Raw genomic sequence first — 17,196 nt, 5'->3', positions numbered from 1 at the left:
CTAGTGGTCACGAATGTCCTTCGGACGCGCCGGGGCCGGCCCGGTCACTGCCGGTGGTCGACCAGGTCGATGAGCTGGCGTACCACGGTGTCTGGCTCGATCACCCGGTCGAAGACCGCGACCAGCAGGGTCTCCAGGTCGGGATAGCCCAGCTCCTCGGAGAGGCGCAGCAGGGGCAGGTCGCTGGCGAGGCCACGATTGTGCTGACGCAGGGTCAGCCCGATGGTGGCCCGCCCGAGCCGGACCTTGTCGCTGATCGTGATGCCCGGCTCGGTGTGCTCGGCGAACCACCGGTTGATCTGCATCTGCGCGTGCGGTGACTTGACGAAGGTCAGCCACTCCCGACGGGGGCCGCGCGGCGCCACACCGGCCTCGAAACCGTTGTCGCCGTCGTTCTCGGTGAAGATCTCCACCACGTCGCCCTCGTCCAGCTCCGAACTCAGCGGGGCCAGCCGACCGTTGATCCGTGCGGCGAGGCAGTGGTCGCCCCGCTCGTTGCCCAGCTCGTACGCGAGGTCGACGGGCGTCGCGCCGGCCGGAAGCACGATCTGCCGCCCCTCGGCGAAGACCTGGATCTGGCCCTCGGCGAGGTCGCACCGCAGCGACTCGAGGAACTGCGCCGGGTCGGCCGCACCCGGCTCCCAGTCGAGCACCCGGCGCAGCCAGTCCAACTGCTCGGCGCGCGCCGCGGCGCTGCTGGCCCCCGAGCGGGGAAAGCGGAAGTCGGCGGCGATGCCGTACTCGGCCGAGCGGTGCATCTCCTCGGTGCGGATCAGCACCTCCACAGTGCGGTCCTGTGGGCCGCAGACGCTGGTGTGCAGCGAGCGGTAGAGGTTGTTCTTGGGGGAGGCGATGAAATCCTTGAAACGGCCGGGGATCGGTCGCCAGGTGCCGTGGATCGCGCCCAGCGCGGCGTAACAGTCGGTGGCCGGGCCGTCGACCACCACCACGATGCGGGGCAGGTCGTACGGGGCGGTGTGCTCGCCGGCGATGGTGTCTTTCCAGATCGAGTAGAGGTGCCGGGGACGAGGGCTCACCTCGGCGTCGACCCGGCTGCGCTTGAGCGCCACCCTGGCCCGGGTGACCACCGACTCGAGGTACGCGTCCCACCCCGGCCGGTCGTGCACGTGCCGGGCCAGCCGGGCGTGCTCGTCGGGCTCCAGGTGCAGCAGCACCACGTCGTCCAGCTCGCGCTTGAGGGTCTGGATGCCCAGCCGGTCACAGAGCGGGACCAGCACCTCCTGGGTCTTGCGGGCGATCCGTTCCCGGGAGGAGGCCGAGCGCACCCCGAGGGTGCGCATGTTGTGCAGCCGGTCGGCCAGCTTGATGATCAGCACCCGGACGTCCTTGGCGGCCGCGACGATCATCTTGCGGATCGTCTCCGCCTCGGCGGCCTTGCCGTAGAACGCCTTGTCGAACTTGGTCACCCCGTCGACCAGGTGGGCCACCTCGCCGCCGAAATCCTCGGAGAGCGCCTGGAGGGTGTAGCGGGTGTCCTCCACGGTGTCGTGCAGCAGCGCCGCGACCAGGGTGGTGGTGTCCATCCCCAGCTCGGCGCAGATCTGCGCCACCGCGAGGGGATGGGTGATGTACGGTTCCCCGCTCTTGCGGAACTGCCCGCGGTGCATGTTCTCCGCGATCGTGTACGCCCGTCGCAGCACCGCGGGGTCGGTGCCGGCGTGGATGCCCCGGTGGGTGCGCACCAACTGGGTGACCGGGTCGGAGTCGGTGGTCGGCCAACTGAGCAACGACCGCAGCCGGCGGGCGAGCGGCAGCTCACCCGGCTGTGTCGGCAGGGCGCCCCCCAGGGCGGCGCCGTGTCCGGCGTCGACGTCCACGAGGGACACCTCCTCACCCCGGCTCCGCATCGCCGAAACCCGGCGGCGGGGAGCAGGCCCACGAATCGGGCAGGACTGCACTTCTCTAACAGCCTAAGCGAGTCGACGTAGTCCGATCGGTCAGTTGGTCATGAGCGTTCGGTCGAGAGTTGATGGGACGCGCCGTTCTCAGCCTTCGCCAGCAGGTCACGGAACCGCCCCGCACCACCGGCCGGGGAGGACCAACCGGAGGACATCTCCACCAGCCGGGTCTCCGGTCGTTCCAACCAGGACAGAATCCGCTCGGACTCCTCGGCGGTGGCCGCCGGCACCGGGCCGTGCCCGCCCGACACCGTCTCGGCGGTCGCCCGGATGGCGGTCAAGGTGGGCCGCGGGTGCACGCCCGGCGGGGACACCCCCGCACCGGCCAGCCGGCCGTGCCGCACCAGCGCCAACTCCCAACCGCCCCGGGCGGCCGGCCGGGCGGCGGCCAACTCGACGATCCCGGTCAGCGCTGCCAGCCGCTGCATCCGCACTGTGGCCCGCAGCACCGCGGCCAGCCGGGATCGCAGCACCGCCGCCTCCTCGTAGCGCTGGTCGGCCGAGAGCACGTCGATCCGGGCGAGCAGCGCATCCACCACCGGCTGGGGGTCGCTGGCGGTGGCGGTGCGGAAGGGCGCGGCGGCCTGGTGGTCGTACTCCTCGGGGGTGATCTTGTGCTCGCAGGGTGCCGGGCAGCGACCCAGCTCGGCCAGCGCGCAGGCCGGCGTGATGGTGCGCAGCGAGAGCCGGTGCGTGCACTGACGCAGCGGCACCGCGTCGTGGAAACCGGCGGCGGCCAGCTCCGCGGCGCGCCGGGAGGTGAACGGCCCGAGGTACGCGGTGTCGGTGGGGGAGAGGTCGCGCACGATCGACAGCCGAGGGTACGGACCGTCGGTCAGCTTGAGCCAGACCATGCGCTCCGGGTATTTCGACCGTCGGTTGTACGGCGGGGCGTGCGCGGCGATCAACCGCAGCTCGCGGACCTCCGCCTCCAGCGAGTGGGCGCACTCCACCGCCTCGACCCGCTCGGCCGCCGCCAACATCTCGGAGATCCGGGCGCGCTTCTCCCCGGCGGTGAAATAGCTGCGCACCCGGGTGGCGATGTCGACGGAGGTGCCCACGTAGAGCGGGCGGTCGTCGGCGGCCCGGAAGATGTAGACCCCGGGGACCTTGGGCAGCCCTTCGGCCAGGTGCCGTTTGCGGCGCTGGGTCGGGGTGACCGCCCGGGCGAACTCGATGGCGTCGCCGACCGTGTCCACCCGGTGCCCGCCGAGCCGACCGATCAGCCCGTGCAGCACGTCGACTGTGGCCTTCGCGTCGTCGAGCGCCCGGTGGGTGGGCTGGGTGGCGGTGCGGAAGTAGGCGGCCAGGGTGCCGAGCTTGCGGTTGGGCACCTCGTCGCGGGTCAGCACCCGGCGGGCGAGCGCCGCCGTGTCCAGTACGCGGGGATTGGGCCAGCGGTAGCCGTGCTTCGCGCAGGCGGCCTTGAGGAAGCCCACGTCGTACGGGGCGTTGTGGGCCACCAGCACCGCGTCGGCGATGAACTCCAGGAAGCTCGGCAGCACCTGCTCGATCGGCGGCGCCGGCAGCAGCATCGCCTGGGTGATGCCGGTGAGCACGGTGATGAAGGGCGGGATCGGCTGCCCCGGGTTGACCAGGGTGGCGAGCACACCCAACTGCTCACCACCGCGCACCTTGACCGCGCCGATCTCGGTGATGCCGCCGCCGTCCGGCGCGCCGCCGGTCGTCTCCAGGTCGACCACCACGAAGGTGGTCGCGTAGAGCGGCAGCGCCGGGTCCACCCCACCCACCGCCGGGTCGAGACCAGCGAGGGACTCCTGGACGTACTCCGCCTGTGCCATCGGCGGCACGCTAGCGCCTCGGTCCGACACTCCCGTCGCAGCCGTCCCACCAGTCACCATGGGGCTAGGATGAGAGATCGGCTCACTCACCGGGCGGTGGGCCCGGTCGCGGTGGGAGACTTGCCACATGCCCCTCGCCGAGCCGCACGACGACCACCTCCCACAGGAGGACCTGGTCGCGCTCGGCGGGGCCATCAGCAACCCGGACGACAACGTAGTCACCGAGACATCCGGGGCATCCGACCCCACGGCGGCAGGCGACAGCCCGGACACCGAGCCGGAGCCGGCCCAGTCCGAGCCGGCCGTGTCCGAGCCGGCCGTGTCCGAGTCGGAGTCGGAGTCGGCCCTGCCGGAGCCGGAGCCGACCCTGCCTGAGCCGGTCCGGCAGCGGATCGTCACGCTGACCGCCGCGGTCCTGCCCACGCTGCCCGCCGACGAGGTGCCGGTGCCGCTGCGCCGGGTGGCCAAGTTCGCCCCCAACCGGCGGGCCCGGCTCGGCGCGCCCGTCATCGCCGCCCAGCTCACCGCCGACCCGCTGTTCCGGCAGCGGGTCACCGCCCGCGTCCTGGCCGACGCCGGTGACCTCGGGGCCGCCGTCGTCGAGGGCACCGCGCCCGCCGCCGCCGACCCGGTCGAGGTCGCCGCGCTGGCCTACCTGGCCCGGCCGCGTGGCTGGCGGGAGCTGATCGACGCCAGCGGCGCCGCCGTTCGCGCCGAGGCGGACAGCGCGGTCGTCGCCGAGCTGGTCCGGGAGGCCGAGCAACGGGCCACCCGCGCCGAGCACGACCGGGCGGTGGCCCGGGTCGAGGCGGAGAAGCTGCGCGACGAGCTGGCCCGCGTCCGTGAGGAGCTGGGTCAGCTCCGTGAGGAGTCCCGGCAGGTCGCCCGTACCCTGCGGGAGACCCAGGCCCGCGAGCGCAAGGCCACCGAACTGCTGGCCACCGAACGCGGCCGGGCCGCGCGGGCCAGCGCCGACGTGGACGCCGAGCTGCGCCGCGCCCGGGCCCGGCTGGCCGAGGCGGAGGCCGCCGCCGGGGTGGCCCGGGCGAGCGCCAAGGAGGCCCGCTCGGTCGACGACGCCCGGCTCTGGCTGCTGCTGGAGACCATCGGTCAGGCCGCCGTCGGCCTGCGCCGGGAGCTGGCCCTCGACCCGGTGGACAAACTCCCCGCCGACTTCGTGGCCGACGCGTTCGCCGAGCAACCGGGCACCGCCCCGGCCAGCCCCGCCGCACGCGCCCGCGACACCGACGACCCCGCCCGGCTCGACCAGCTTCTCGCCCTGCCCCGGGCGCACCTCGTGGTGGACGGCTACAACGTCACCAAGCGCGGCTTCGGTGACATGTCCCTGGAGCAGCAGCGCAAACGCCTCATCACCGGGCTCGGCGGGATCGCCGCGCAGACCGGCGACGAGATCACCGTCGTCTTCGACGGCGCCGAGCGGATGCACGGGTTGCCGCCCGCGCCGCGCGGCGTCCGGGTGCTCTTCTCCCGCAAGGGCGAGACCGCCGACGAGCTGATCCGGCGGCTGGTCCGTGCCGAGCCGGCGGGTCGACCGGTGGTGGTGGTCTCCTCCGACCGCGAGGTCGCCGACGGGGTACGCCGGCACGGCGCCTACCCGCTGGGCGCCGACTCGCTGCTGCGGCGGCTCGCCCGCTCCTGACCTTTGCAAGATCGACACGGGTTTCTTGAAGTCGGGGTGTCCGGCCGGGCGGGATGGCCCGGCTTCGCTAAAGAGGAGTCGATCTCGCCCTCGAACGGACGGTCGGTGCGGTTCTGTCGTACCCGGTGGTTAGCGTCGATGTGACCGACGGTGCTCGGTCGGCGACGACAGGGCGCCGGCCCTGCGCCGCGAGCCGATCAGGAGGCGTGATGCTCATCGACTGCGACGGGTGCGCGAAGCGGGCCGACGGCTGTTCCGGCTGCCCGCTGACCGCCCTGTTCGACGAGACGTCCCCGGCGGCCGGGCTGGTCGCCGCCGAGGTCGAGGCGATCGAGGTGCTCGCCCGAGCCGGCTTCGACGTGGAGGTGCTGGCCGCGCCCGCGCGGCCTGAGACCGCTCGCCGCCGCGCCACCCGGCAGGTCGCTTGAGCGCGAGACCGCGCCCGGGAGCGCGCTTTCCGCGGGCCATAGGATGAGCGGTCACGGCGGGAGGAGCGGCGCGATGAGCGGGGTACGACGGAACGACGGCACACTCGTCGGCGCTGCGCTCGCTGGCGCTGCGCTCGCTGGTGGCGACGACGCCCGCCGTGCGGGGAGCACGGCGGTGACGCAGTGACCCCGCGCGGGTGGGCGTTGCTGACCCTGGCCGGGTTGACCGTCGCGTTGGTCGTGCTCGCCGCGTTGCTCATCCCGTGGCATCGACCGCCGGCCCCCCGCGCCGACCAGCTCGCCGCGCTGGGTGACCTGCCGGCGGAGCAGGTCGCCAAGGGGCGGGAGTTCCGGGCCGCGCTGCGCCCCGGCGGCTACACGGCGCTCGCCGTCGGGCTGTTGGTCGCCCTGGCGCTCGGGCTCACCCCGCTGGGCAGCCGCCTGATCGAGCTGGTGGCTCGGCCCTTCGGCGGGCACTGGGCCGCGCAGGCCGTGCTCGGTGGGCTGGCCGTGGTGCTCGTCGCCGACCTCGTCACGCTCCCGTTCGCCGCTTGGCGTCAGAGCGTGCTCACCCGCTACGGGTTGAGCACCAACGGTTGGAGCGGCTGGGCCGTCGACCTGCTCAAGTCGTACGCGGTCAGCGCGGTGATCGGCGCGGTGGCGCTGTTCGGCTTCTACGCGGTCATCCGGCTCGCGCCCCGCTGGTGGTGGGCGTTCGGCGCGGGTGGTGCGGCGCTGCTGGTGGTGCTGCTGTCGTTCGTGCTGCCGGTGCTGGTCGAGCCGGTGTTCAACCGGTTCACCCCGATGGAGCAGGGCCAGCTGCGCACCGAGCTGATGAGCATGGCGGCCCGCGACGGGGTGCCGGTGCGCGACGTGCTGGTCGCCGACGCCTCCCGGCGCACCAAGGCGGTCAACGCGTACGTCTCCGGTCTCGGCCCGACCCGGCGGGTCGTCGTCTACGACACGTTGCTGACCGAGGCGACCCCGGCCGAGGTGACCGCCGTGGTGGCGCACGAGTTGGGGCACGCCAAGGACTCGGACGTGGCGGCCGGCACGCTGACCGGGGCGTTGGGTGCCGCCGCCGCGGTGGTGGCGCTCTACCTGCTCGGCTCGTGGGGGCCGCTGCTACGGCTGGCCGGTGTCGACTCGGTCGCCCAACCGAGCGCGTTCCCGCTGCTGCTGGCCCTCGTCACGGTGGCCGGGCTGATCGCCGCGCCGGTCCAGGCACTGATGTCGCGGCGGGTGGAGGCACGAGCCGACGCCCATGCGCTCGCGCTCACCCGCGACCCGGAGGCATTCGAGTCGATGCAGCGCCGGCTCGGCTCGGTCAACCTCGGCGACCCCGATCCGCCGCGCTGGGAATACCTCTACTCGGCCTCGCATCCGTCCACCGTGGAGCGGATCGCCGCCGCCCGCGCGTACGCCCGGGAGTCTGGCCGATGAGCCGCACACTGCTGATCACCAACGACTTCCCGCCCCGCCCGGGCGGGATCCAGTCCTTCGTGCACAACCTCGCGGTGCGTCAACCGGCGGGCTCGGTGGTCGTGTACGCGTCGAGCTGGCGCGGTGCCGCGAAGTTCGACGCCGACCAGCCGTTCGAGGTGATCCGGGAGCGCACCCGGGTGCTGTTGCCCACCCCGTTGATCGCCCGCAGGGCGGCGCGGCTGGCTCGCGCGTACGACTGCGACACGGTGTGGTTCGGCGCGGCGGCGCCGTTGGGTTTGCTCGCCGCCGGTCTGCGGCGGCGGGCCGGCGTCCGCCGGGTGGTGGCGCAGACCCACGGCCACGAGGTTGGTTGGGCGGCGCTGCCGGCGGCCCGGCCGGCGCTGCGGCGCATCGGCCGGGGCGTCGACGTCACCACCTACCTCGGCGAGTACACCCGCAGCCGGTTGGCCCGCGTGCTGGACGGGGTGACCGAGCTCCGCCGGTTGGCGCCCGGGGTCGACGTGGACACCTACCACCCGACCGTGGACGGTGAGCAGGTCCGGGCCCGGCTCGGGCTGACCGACCGGCCGGTGGTGGTCTGTGTGTCCCGGCTGGTGCCGCGCAAGGGTCAGGACATGCTGATCCGGGCACTGCCGGAGATCCGTCGTCGGGTGCCCGAGGCGGCGCTGCTGATCGTCGGCGGCGGGCCGTACCGGGCCACCCTGGAGAAGCTGGCCCGGCAGACCGGTGTGGAACGGGACGTCGTGTTCACCGGCTCGGTGCCGTCGGCCGAGTTGCCGGCGCACTACGCGGCCGGCGACGTCTACGCGATGCCCTGCCGCACCCGCAACCGCGGTCTCGACGTGGAGGGGCTGGGCATCGTCTACCTGGAGGCCTCCGCGACCGGCCTGCCGGTGGTGGCCGGTGACTCTGGCGGCGCACCGGATGCGGTCCGTGAGGGGGAGACCGGCTACGTCGTCCGCGGCCGGGACGTCGCCCAGCTCGCCGACCGGGTCGCCCGGCTGCTCGCCGACCGGGATCTGGCCCGCCAGCTGGGTGCTGCCGGCCGGGCGTGGGTGGAGCGGGAATGGCGCTGGGAGGCGCAGGCGGACCGGATGGCGGCGCTGCTCGCCGGCTGAGGGCAGCGCCGTGCTCAGCTCTCCCGGGTCGGTGCGTAGCGAGGCACGTACTCCTGGCCGGTGAGCTTCTGGATCGCCGCCATGACCTCATCGGTGACCGTCCGGATGTCACGTGGCCCGTTGATCCGTTCGGCGACCGGGATGGGCGGGCCGAACCGCAGGGTGACGGGGTGCCGGCGGGGCAGCCGCGCGTCGACCGGCAGCACCTCGGCGGTGCCGGTCACGCCGACCGGGATGATCGGCACCTCGGCGTCGCGGGCCAGGCGGGTCATCCCGACGCGGCCCCGGTAGAGCCGTCCGTCCGGCGAGCGGGTGCCCTCCGGGTAGACGGCGACCAGGCCGCCGGCGCGCAGCACCGGTACGGCGGCGTCGAGGGCGCGCAGGGCAGCCCGGCCGTCGGCGCGGTCGACCCGGATGGCACCCATCCCGGCGACGATGCGCCGGTTGAGCCAGCCGCCCGGGCCGCGGCCGGTGAAGTACTCGGCCTTGGCCCAGAAGGTCACGTGTCGGGGCGCCGCGGTGACGAGGAACAACTCGTCGGCGACGGACAGGTGGTTGCCGGCGAGGATCGCGCCGCCGTGCCGGGGCAGATGCTCCAGCCCCTCCACGCGGGGCCGCCAGCCCAGCCGCAGCGTGGTGCCGACGGTCAGCTTGGTGAGGTCGTACAGCAGGGGCACGTGTTCTCCGGGTTCGGGTTCAGGTGGGGTTCGGGCCGAGATGGGCGTCGAGCGCGGCGCGCAGCAGGGCGTCGTCCTCGGTGGCGCCGGTGGCCAGCGGCAGGCTGCCCCAGGCCCAGAGCTGGGCGATGCCGTGCAGGTTGGCCCAGAGCGCGCCGGCGAGCACCGGTGCGGGGGCGTCGGTCGGTCGGCGTAGCTGGGCCACCAGGTCGGCCAGCACGGCGAACAGCGGGAGGCTCGTCTCGCGCAGCCGCAGCCGGCCGCTGTCCAGCAGGTCGTGGCGGAACATCAGCTCGAACATGCCGCGATGGGCCGCCGCGAAGTCCAGGTACGTCCGGGCCAGGGCGGTGATTCGGGTACGCGGGTCCGGGTCGACGTCGCGCAGGGTCTTCTCGACCCTGGCGGTGAGGTCCGCGAAGCCCTCGCGGGCGATGGCGGACAGCAGGTCGACGTGGGTGGGGAAATAGCGGCGCGGTGCGCCGTGCGAGACGCCGGCACGGCGGGCGATTTCCCGCAGTGACACCGCCGACTGGCCCTCGCGCAGCACCAGGTCGACTCCGACGGCCACCAGTCGCGCCCGCAACCCCGTCTCGTCCGCGTCCATAGACACTGTCTACCATCCAGGCGTAGACGTTGTCTACGCCTGGTCGGCTTGCCCACGTGGGCGAGCTTCTCGCTGGTCGCGACCCTGATGGCGGGTCAGACGAGGCTCAGCACCGCCCCCGTCGGGAGTCGTCGGTCGGGCGTCGTTGTCTCGTTGAGCGGTATACCTGTGAGTCATATATATGCCGGTGAGGTATACCGCCTACTCGACTTGGTCGCCCGACCCCCGAGGAACCCGGCGACCGCGGCCGGGGGTCGGCGAGGGGTTCCGACCACGGCCAGGACACAACCCGAAACCGGACAATCTGTGCGCGTCTCGATCAGTCTGTCGCGTGATCCACTCCGGTTTCATGAAATCGGGGTGTTCTGGCGCCAGGGATACCCCGACTTCATGAAAGGCGAGTGGATCATGCTCGGCCGTGGGGCCGTGGGGCCGTGGGGCCGTGGGGCCGTGGGGCCGTGGGGCCGTGGGGCCGTGGGCCGGTCCGAGCGGGGCGCGGACGCCGGAGGTGGTCCGAGCTGGCGTGCGAAGGGGCACCGGGGTCGTGGTCAGGCCGGCGCGAACGGGGTCGGGGTGGCGGGGTCGGGCCCGAGGGGTCAGCGGATGCGGGCCAGGATGCGATCGGCGGGGGCCGGGCGGCCGAAGTGCCAGCCCTGGGCGGCGTCGCAGCCGATCGCCCGCAGTCGCTCAGCCTGCCCGGCGGTTTCCACGCCCTCGGCGGTGACGGTCAGGTCCAGCGCGTGCGCCAGCGAGACCAGCGAGGCGAGGATCCGCTCGTCGGTGCGGCCGACGGACGGCGACCGCAGGCCGGCCACGAACTCCCCGGCCACCTTCAGCTCGGTCACCGGCAGGTCCCGCAGGTACGCCAGGTTGCTGTAGCCGGTGCCGAAGTCGTCGATGGCGATCCGTACCCCGAGGTCGGCCAGGACCCGCAGGGCGCGTACCGGCTCCTCGGCGGTGCTCATCATCGTGCTCTCGGTGATCTCCAGTTGCAGCCGCTCCGGCGGTAGGCCGGTCTGCCGCAGCAACGCGCGGACCTCCTGCACCAGCCCGGGCCGGTGCACCTGGCGTACCGCCAGGTTGACGCTGACGAACGGTGCGGCGGCGCCACCGGCCGACCAGGCCTCCGCCTCGCGGCACGCCTCGGCCAGCACCCACCCACCCAGCTGCACGATCAGGCCGGTCTCCTCGGCCAACCCGATGAAGCTGTCCGGTCGAAGCACACCCAGCTCCGGGTGCCGCCAACGGACCAGCGCCTCGACGCCGACCAGGCTGCCGTCGCGCAGTGAGGTCAGCGGCTGGTAGTCGAGGTAGAACTCGCCGCGTTCCAGGGCGGCCGGGATGGCGGCGGAGAGCGCGTACCGGGCCAGTTCACGTTGGTTGCGCTCGGCGTCGTAGAGAGCCCAGCGGGCCCCGCCGGCGGCCTTCGCCCAGTGCAGCGTGCTGTCGGCGGCCCGCATCAGGTCGCTGGGGTTGGCACCGGCCACCTGGCGCTCGACGATGCCGATGCTCGCCGAGATCTGCAGCTCGTGCCCGTCGACCAGCGCCGGTGTCCGCACCGCGGCCAGGGCGGTCTCGGCCACCTCCAGCATGTCGTCGGTGCCGCCGCTGCGCTCCACCAGGATGACGAACTCGTCCCCGCCGAGCCGGGCCAGCAGGTGCTCACCCATGGCCTTGCACAACCGCTCGGCCACGGTGACCAGCAGATGGTCGCCAACCTGGTGCCCCAGGGTGTCGTTCACGACCTTGAAGCGGTCCAGGTCCAGGAAGCACACCCCGACCCGCTCCGCGCCCCGGCCCGGCTCGTTCAGCGCGGCGGTGAGCCGCTCGGTGAACAGCGTCCGGTTGGGCAGGCCGGTGAGGGGGTCGTGGGTGGCCTGATGCCGGAACCGGGCCTCGCTGGCCCGCAGCGCCCGCTCGGCCTGGGTGCGGGCCCTCATCGCGGCCCGGCGGATCGACTCCTGCTCGTCGAGCGTCCGGTCGCGCAGCGCGCGGGCGTAGCCGGTCGCCACCGCCGCGAGCAGTCGGGCCATCCGGTCCTCGACGTCCTCGGCCACCAACCCCAGGTCGCGCACCAGGCGGAGCTGGATGACCTCGACGGTACGACCGAGGCCCTCCGCGGAGGCGATGTGCGCGGCGACCAGTTCGGCGCCGACCCGGTGCCCGGCACGCAGGTCGAACGGTTCGGTGAGCAACGCGCCGGCCAGTTGCCCGGTGAGCCGGTGCAGCAGGGTTTCCAGCTGGGCCTGGGTCATCGGCAGGTAGCTGGTGCCGGAGACCGCCTTGGCCCAGGCGCGCGCGAACGTGCCCGGGTGGGTGGCCACCTCGGGCAGCTCAGCCACCGAGTCGCCCGACGCCGCCCATGAAGACCGCGCGCTCGGCGTCCTCCGCGCTCTCCGGGGTGTCCGGTCGCCACTCGGGCACCCAGACCACGCCGGGGTCGAGCAGCTCGAACCCGTCGAACAACTCGGTCAACTCGGCGCGGCTGCGCACCCACAGCGGGTTGTCGGTACGCCGGTAGACCCGTTCGGCCTCGGCGCGTTCGTCGTCGCTGCGCCCGTCGTCGCTGGCCTGCGACAGCACGAGGTAGCTGCCGGGGGCCAACGCGTCGCGCAGCGTCCGCAGCAGCTCCGCCGGTCGGTCGTCGTCGGAGATGAAGTGCAGGACGGCCACCACCATCACGGCGACCGGTTGGCTCAGGTCGAGCAGCTTGCGGACGTCGGGGTGAGCCAGGATCGCCTCCGGGCGCCGCAGGTCCTCCTGGACGACCACCGCCCGCTCGTTGCCGGCGAGGATCTCGCGGCTGTGCGCCACGGCCACCGGGTCGACGTCCACATAGACCACCCGTGACTGCGGGTCGAGCCGCTGGGCGATCTCGTGGACGTTGCCGACGGTCGGAATGCCCGAGCCGATGTCCAGGAACTGCCGGATCCCCGCCTCGGCGAGGTGGTGCACGGCCCGACGCAGGAACGCCCGGTTGGCCTGGGCCATCAGCGGCGCCTCGGGCACCGCCGCGACCATCGCCTGCGCCGCGGCTCGGTCGGCGGCGAAGTTGTGGGAGCCGCCGAGGTAGTAGTCGTACATCCGCGCGACGCTCGGGCGCTCGATGTCGATGGTGTCGGGTGCCCAGTCCGGCCGCTGCATGCGTCAACCCCTCGAATCCGCGACGCGAGCGTCGTCGCCCGCGCGGGTATTGTGCACCCGCCACGCACGCCAGACCATAGCGCGCCGGAGGTTGCCCGCCGACGTCGGTCGATACGCGACGGCCCGCGCCTGGCCGAAGCTGGCGCGGACCGTCGGTCGCGACGTCCCGCTCGACGAGCGGGGACAGGTCAGAACTTGGGAGCGTCCGGTGCCTCGAGCAGGCCGAGCCGGAGCGCGGTCATCAGGGCCTGAGCCCGGTTGGCCGCACCGAGCTTCTCGTAGAGCTTGGAGATGTGCGTCTTGGCCGTGGACTCGCTGACGAACAGCTGCTTCGCGATGCCCGCCACGCTCATTCCGTCGGCGAGCAACCGCAGCACCTGCCCCTCCCGCGGCGACAGCTGCGGGCCGGACGGGGCGAGCCGACGCTTCATGGCCTCAGCCAGGTCGGCGGCGGTGAACGCGCTGGGGGAAGAGGCGGCGTGCCGTGCGGCGGCCACCACCTCGTCGGCCGGGGCGGTCTTCGGCACGAAGGCGCTCGCGCCGGCCTCCAGGGCGCCGAAGAGCTGGTCGTCGCCGGCGTACATGGTCAGCACCACGATGCCCATCGACGCGCTGGACTTGCGCAGCGCGCGGGTGGCCTCCAGGCCGCTGCCGTCGGGCAGCCGCAGATCCATGATCACCACGTCCGGCTGCAGGGCGCCGGCCTGGCGTACGCCCTCCGCCGCCGTGGCCGCCTCACCGACGACCTCGAACTGGCGGTCGCGCTCGAAGGCGTGCCGCAGGCCCTTGCGAATCAGGTCATGATCGTCGACAAGGAGGACCTTGGTGCGGGTGGCCGGTGTCGGACTTGTGGTCATCCTCGGGTTACTCCCCTTCTGATGGTGCTGCGCTGTCGCGCACGTTGTCGCGCCGGGCCGAGGTGCCGAGAACCACCGCCACGGTCGTGCCGCTGGGTTGCCGCGGCCTGATCTCCAACCGGCCCCGGATACGTTCCGCCCTCTCGGCCATGATCGCAAGACCGTACCGTCCGTCGGGGCGCTGGTCAGCCATCCCCTGACCGTCATCCGACACTTCTATTTGCGCATACGGCGGGTCGACCTCACACGTGACCCACAGATTCGAGGCTCCGGCGTGCTTGCGGGCGTTGGTCACCGCCTCCTGGGCGATGCGCAGCAACTCGGCCTCGGTGGCGGCCGGCAGCCGCGCGGTGGACTCGTCCAGCGAGAGGTGCACCCGCAGCCCGCCGGACGCGCCGACGGTGCGCGCGTACTCGGCGATCGCCGCGGCCAGCCCGCCCTGCCGGTCCACCTCGCTGCGCAGCTCGAAGAGGCTCAGCCGCAGCTCCTGGATCACCCGGGTCACCTCGGCGCGCAGCGTACGCAGGGCCTCGGCGGTCTCGTCGGCGTCGTCGAAGACGGTGGCCAGGGCGTTGTCGATGCCGTAGCCGACCATCACCAGCTCCTGCGCCACCCCGTCGTGGATCTCCCGGGCCAGCCGCTGCCGCTCCTCGTTGGTGGCCAGCGAACGCACCTCGTCGAAGAGCAGCGCCGCCTCCAGCCGCAGCGCGGCCGGGCGGGTCAGCGCGGTCACCCGGGACACCACCGGCGGCGGGTACGCGTGCGCGGCGTCCGCCTCCAGCACCACCAGCCCCACCGTGCGTACCCCGGCGACCAGCGGAACGATCAGCGCGGACACGTCGCCGCCACGGTGCGAGCGGGACTGCGAGCGCGCGGCCGTCGTGGCCTGCTGGCTGGCCCAGGCGTCGGCGATGGCCGAGTCCGCGTCGAGTGTCGTCTCCCAGTCCACCCGGTCGACGCCGGCCTGGGCGAGCACCACGAGCCGGCCGCCGCCACTGGCCGACAGCACCGCGCCCCGGTCGGCCCGGGCCACCGTGCGCAACTCCTCCAGCAGGTGCTCGGAGATGCCGCCCGGATCCAGGGTTGCCCCGGGCAGTTGCCGGGCGACCGTCCGCAGCTGGGTCAGCAGTCGCGTGGCCTCGGCGTACGGCTGGGGTTTGCCCTCGTTGCGAACGGCCATCACCCGGTGCAGGGTGCCGGCGGCGTAGAGCCCCAGCGCCGCCAGGATGAGCCACTGCGCGCAGACCGCGAGGTAACCGAGCTGGCCGAGCTGGGGCCCTCCGTCGACCTGGGTCAGCGCGCCGCTGACCAGCAGGGTGGCGGCGGTGACCGCGAGCAGGGCGGTGCCCTCGGAGAAGCGGCGGCGCAGCGCGGTGACGGTCACCGGGACCGCCAGGTAGGGGAGTACCGCCGAGGCTCCGAGGCCGTCGACGGTGCCACCGATGGACGCGACCGCCGCCACGTGACTCGCGGCGAGGCCCAGCACCACCACCTCCGCCACCCGGCTCAGCGGCGCGATCAGCCGGTGTTGCGGGGCGAGCAGGGACGGCAGCCCGGCCACCGCCAGCAACGCGATCCACCACAGCTGGCCGACGTCACGGGTGGCGAACAGGGTCAGGACGGCGATCAGCGCCAGCATCACCAGGCGGGCGGCCGCGGCGAGGGGATGCGGGTGCGGTGCGGTTGCTGTGGATGCGGGCACGTGACGGATGGTAGTCAGCCTCGGTAGATATCGGCGATCTCCGCCGCGTACGTCTTGTGGACAACCTGGCGTTTGACCTTGAGCGACGGGGTCAGTTCGCCGGTCGCCTCGGTGAAGTCGCGGGGCAGGACCCGGAACACCTTGATCGCCTCGGCCTTGGAGACGGCCTGGTTCGCCGTGTCGATCGCGCTCTGGATCTCCTGACGCAGGCCCTCGTGCTCGCGCAGCTGCTCGACTGTGGTGTCGGCGGGCATCCCGGCGCTCTCCAGCCAGGCCGGCAGCGCCTCCTCGTCGACGGTGACCAGTGCCGCGATGAACGGCTTGCTGTCACCGACCACGACACACTGGCTGATCAACGGGTGCGCCCGGACCAGGTCCTCCAGCACCGCCGGGGCGACGTTCTTGCCGCCGGCGGTGACGATCAGCTCCTTCTTGCGGCCGGTGATGGTGAGGTAACCGTCGGCGTCCAGGTGGCCCAGGTCGCCGGTGCGGAACCACCCGTCGCCGCTGATCGCCTCGGCGGTTGCCGTCTCGTTGCCCCAGTAGCCCTGGAAGATCAACTCGCCGGATATCAGGATCTCGCCGTCGTCCTCGATGCGGATGGTCACGCCGGGCAGCGGACGGCCGACGGTGCCGATCCGGGTGCCGTCCGGCAGGTTCGCCGCGGCGGCGGGCGACGTCTCGGTGAGGCCGTAGCCCTCCAGGATCGTCACGCCGATGCCGCGGAAGAAGTGACCGAGTCGGGCGCCGAGCGGCGCGCCGCCGGAGATCGCGTCCCGGCACCGGCCGCCGAGCGCGGCGCGCAGCTTGCGGTAGACCAGCCGGTCGAAGACCACGTGCTGGGCGCGCAGGGCCAGGCCCGGTCCGCCCGGGGTCTCCAGAGCCTCGCTGTACGAGATGGCGACCTGCTCGGCGCGGGCGAAGATGCGCCCCTTGCCGTCCGATTCGGCCTTCTGCTTGGCCGCGTTGTAGACCTTCTCGAACACCCGGGGCACGGAGAGCACGAAGGTCGGCCGGAACTCCTGCAGCTCGGCGACCAGGTTCTTGGTGTCGGCGCAGTGCGCCATGGTGGCCCGGGCCTGCACGACGCCGATCTGGATCAGCCGGGCGAAGGCGTGCGCCAGCGGAAGGAAGAGCAGGGTGCTCGCGCCGGGGTTGAACAGGTTCGGCAGCACCGGGATCGCGTTGGCGATGTCGGCGTACATGTTGCGGTGGGTGAGCACGCAACCCTTGGGTCGGCCGGTGGTGCCGCTGGTGTAGATGATCGTGGCGAGGTCGCTGGCCTCGACGGCCTTGCGCCGCCGCTCGACCTCGGCCAGTTCGACGCTGGCACCGCTGGTGACCAGCTCGTCGACCCCGCCCTGGTCGATCTGCCAGACGTGGCTCAGCTCGGGCAGCCGGTGCCGGACGCCGGCGACCAGGGCCGCGTGCGCCTCGGTCTCCACCACGACGGCGACCGCGTTGGAGTCCTCGAGGATCCACGCGGCCTGCTCGGCGCTGGAGGTCTCGTAGATCGGCACGGTGACCGCGCCGACGGTCCAGATGGCGTAGTCGAGCAGCGTCCACTCGTAGCGGGTGCGGCTCATCAGGCCGACCCGGACACCGGGCTCGATGCCGGCGGCGATGAGCCCGCGGGCGACGGCGGCCACCTCGTCCCGGAACTGGAGGCAGGTCACCTCGGTCCAGGCGGTGACGGCGCCCTCGGCGCTCGCGGTGGGGCGGGCGAACTGGACGGTGTCGGGCGCGGCCTCGGCGTTGTCCCACACCGGATCGGTGAGGTTGGCCGCGTCGCCAACGGTGACGATCGGCGGGACGGAGAACTCGCGCACCTGCACTCCT

13 protein-coding genes are annotated in these 17,196 nt (G+C 73.1%); 4 read left to right on the top strand and 9 right to left on the bottom strand.

Translation table 11 applies throughout. From position 1 onward, the window contains the following. Positions 1–44: 44 nt before the first annotated feature. Together HNR22_RS10915 and HNR22_RS10910 are read right to left on the bottom strand one after the other, a co-directional pair. A complete protein-coding gene (locus HNR22_RS10915) occupies positions 45–1,838 on the bottom strand; it encodes an HD domain-containing protein (protein WP_179783502.1) in 1,794 nt (597 codons plus the stop codon). A 128-nt stretch (positions 1,839–1,966) separates the two neighbouring features. Then, positions 1,967–3,721, bottom strand: a complete 1,755-nt coding sequence (locus tag HNR22_RS10910; RefSeq protein ID WP_179780263.1) for a DEDD exonuclease domain-containing protein — start codon at positions 3,719–3,721, stop codon at positions 1,967–1,969. A gap of 127 nt (positions 3,722–3,848) precedes the next feature. Between HNR22_RS10910 and HNR22_RS10905 the strand changes: the two genes are divergently transcribed. From HNR22_RS10905 to HNR22_RS10890, 4 genes are all read left to right on the top strand, one after another. Next, positions 3,849–5,381, top strand: coding sequence for an NYN domain-containing protein (locus tag HNR22_RS10905; RefSeq protein WP_179780262.1), 1,533 nt, complete (start codon positions 3,849–3,851; stop codon positions 5,379–5,381). Between the two features lie 209 nt (positions 5,382–5,590). Continuing rightward, complete coding sequence (locus HNR22_RS10900; protein ID WP_179780261.1) at positions 5,591–5,809, top strand: hypothetical protein; 219 nt, start codon at positions 5,591–5,593, stop codon at positions 5,807–5,809. A 183-nt stretch (positions 5,810–5,992) separates the two neighbouring features. Beyond that, positions 5,993–7,252, top strand: coding sequence for a M48 family metalloprotease (locus tag HNR22_RS10895; RefSeq protein WP_179780260.1), 1,260 nt, complete (start codon positions 5,993–5,995; stop codon positions 7,250–7,252). Then, positions 7,249–8,373 carry a glycosyltransferase family 4 protein gene (locus HNR22_RS10890; protein ID WP_179780259.1) on the top strand — a complete coding sequence of 375 codons (1,125 nt, stop codon included), beginning with the start codon at positions 7,249–7,251 and terminating at the stop codon, positions 8,371–8,373. The genes HNR22_RS10895 and HNR22_RS10890 overlap by 4 nt, the downstream gene beginning before the upstream one ends. Before the next feature lie 14 nt (positions 8,374–8,387). Here HNR22_RS10890 and HNR22_RS10885 read toward each other — a convergent pair whose 3' ends face one another. The 7 genes from HNR22_RS10885 to HNR22_RS10855 form a co-directional block, all read right to left on the bottom strand. Continuing rightward, a complete protein-coding gene (locus HNR22_RS10885) occupies positions 8,388–9,050 on the bottom strand; it encodes a lysophospholipid acyltransferase family protein (RefSeq protein WP_088949439.1) in 663 nt (220 codons plus the stop codon). 19 nt (positions 9,051–9,069) lie between these two features. After that, positions 9,070–9,654, bottom strand: a complete 585-nt coding sequence (locus HNR22_RS10880) for a TetR/AcrR family transcriptional regulator (RefSeq protein ID WP_179780258.1) — start codon at positions 9,652–9,654, stop codon at positions 9,070–9,072. A gap of 596 nt (positions 9,655–10,250) precedes the next feature. Further along, a complete protein-coding gene (locus HNR22_RS10875) occupies positions 10,251–11,909 on the bottom strand; it encodes a putative bifunctional diguanylate cyclase/phosphodiesterase (RefSeq protein WP_246381928.1) in 1,659 nt (552 codons plus the stop codon). Between the two features lie 79 nt (positions 11,910–11,988). Next, complete coding sequence (locus HNR22_RS10870; protein ID WP_179780257.1) at positions 11,989–12,798, bottom strand: SAM-dependent methyltransferase; 810 nt, start codon at positions 12,796–12,798, stop codon at positions 11,989–11,991. Between the two features lie 188 nt (positions 12,799–12,986). Next, positions 12,987–13,655 carry a response regulator transcription factor gene (locus tag HNR22_RS10865; protein ID WP_007072219.1) on the bottom strand — a complete coding sequence of 223 codons (669 nt, stop codon included), beginning with the start codon at positions 13,653–13,655 and terminating at the stop codon, positions 12,987–12,989. A 7-nt stretch (positions 13,656–13,662) separates the two neighbouring features. Next, a complete protein-coding gene (locus HNR22_RS10860; protein WP_179780256.1) occupies positions 13,663–15,357 on the bottom strand; it encodes a histidine kinase in 1,695 nt (564 codons plus the stop codon). Between the two features lie 14 nt (positions 15,358–15,371). Next, positions 15,372–17,186 carry an AMP-binding protein gene (locus HNR22_RS10855; RefSeq protein WP_179780255.1) on the bottom strand — a complete coding sequence of 605 codons (1,815 nt, stop codon included), beginning with the start codon at positions 17,184–17,186 and terminating at the stop codon, positions 15,372–15,374. Positions 17,187–17,196 lie beyond the last annotated feature (10 nt).

Origin of the sequence: Micromonospora jinlongensis (genome assembly GCF_013410645.1) — a bacterium.
Taxonomy (GTDB): Bacteria; Actinomycetota; Actinomycetes; order Mycobacteriales; family Micromonosporaceae; genus Micromonospora; species Micromonospora zamorensis.
The sequence above is the reverse complement of the archived record's forward strand: the minus strand, read 5'-3'. Positions and strand labels throughout refer to the sequence as shown.

Excerpts from the sequence above, each read along its gene's own strand:
- HNR22_RS10880 (WP_179780258.1), bottom strand. The coding sequence starts at position 9,654 with ATGGACGCGGACGAGACGGGGTTGCGGGCGCGACTGGTGGCCGTCGGA.
- HNR22_RS10910 (WP_179780263.1), bottom strand. The coding sequence starts at position 3,721 with ATGGCACAGGCGGAGTACGTCCAGGAGTCCCTCGCTGGTCTCGACCCG.
- HNR22_RS10905 (WP_179780262.1), top strand. The coding sequence starts at position 3,849 with ATGCCCCTCGCCGAGCCGCACGACGACCACCTCCCACAGGAGGACCTG.
- HNR22_RS10900 (WP_179780261.1), top strand. The coding sequence starts at position 5,591 with ATGCTCATCGACTGCGACGGGTGCGCGAAGCGGGCCGACGGCTGTTCC.
- HNR22_RS10865 (WP_007072219.1), bottom strand. The coding sequence starts at position 13,655 with ATGACCACAAGTCCGACACCGGCCACCCGCACCAAGGTCCTCCTTGTC.
- HNR22_RS10870 (WP_179780257.1), bottom strand. The coding sequence starts at position 12,798 with ATGCAGCGGCCGGACTGGGCACCCGACACCATCGACATCGAGCGCCCG.
- HNR22_RS10890 (WP_179780259.1), top strand. The coding sequence starts at position 7,249 with ATGAGCCGCACACTGCTGATCACCAACGACTTCCCGCCCCGCCCGGGC.
- HNR22_RS10875 (WP_246381928.1), bottom strand. The coding sequence starts at position 11,909 with ATGACCCAGGCCCAGCTGGAAACCCTGCTGCACCGGCTCACCGGGCAA.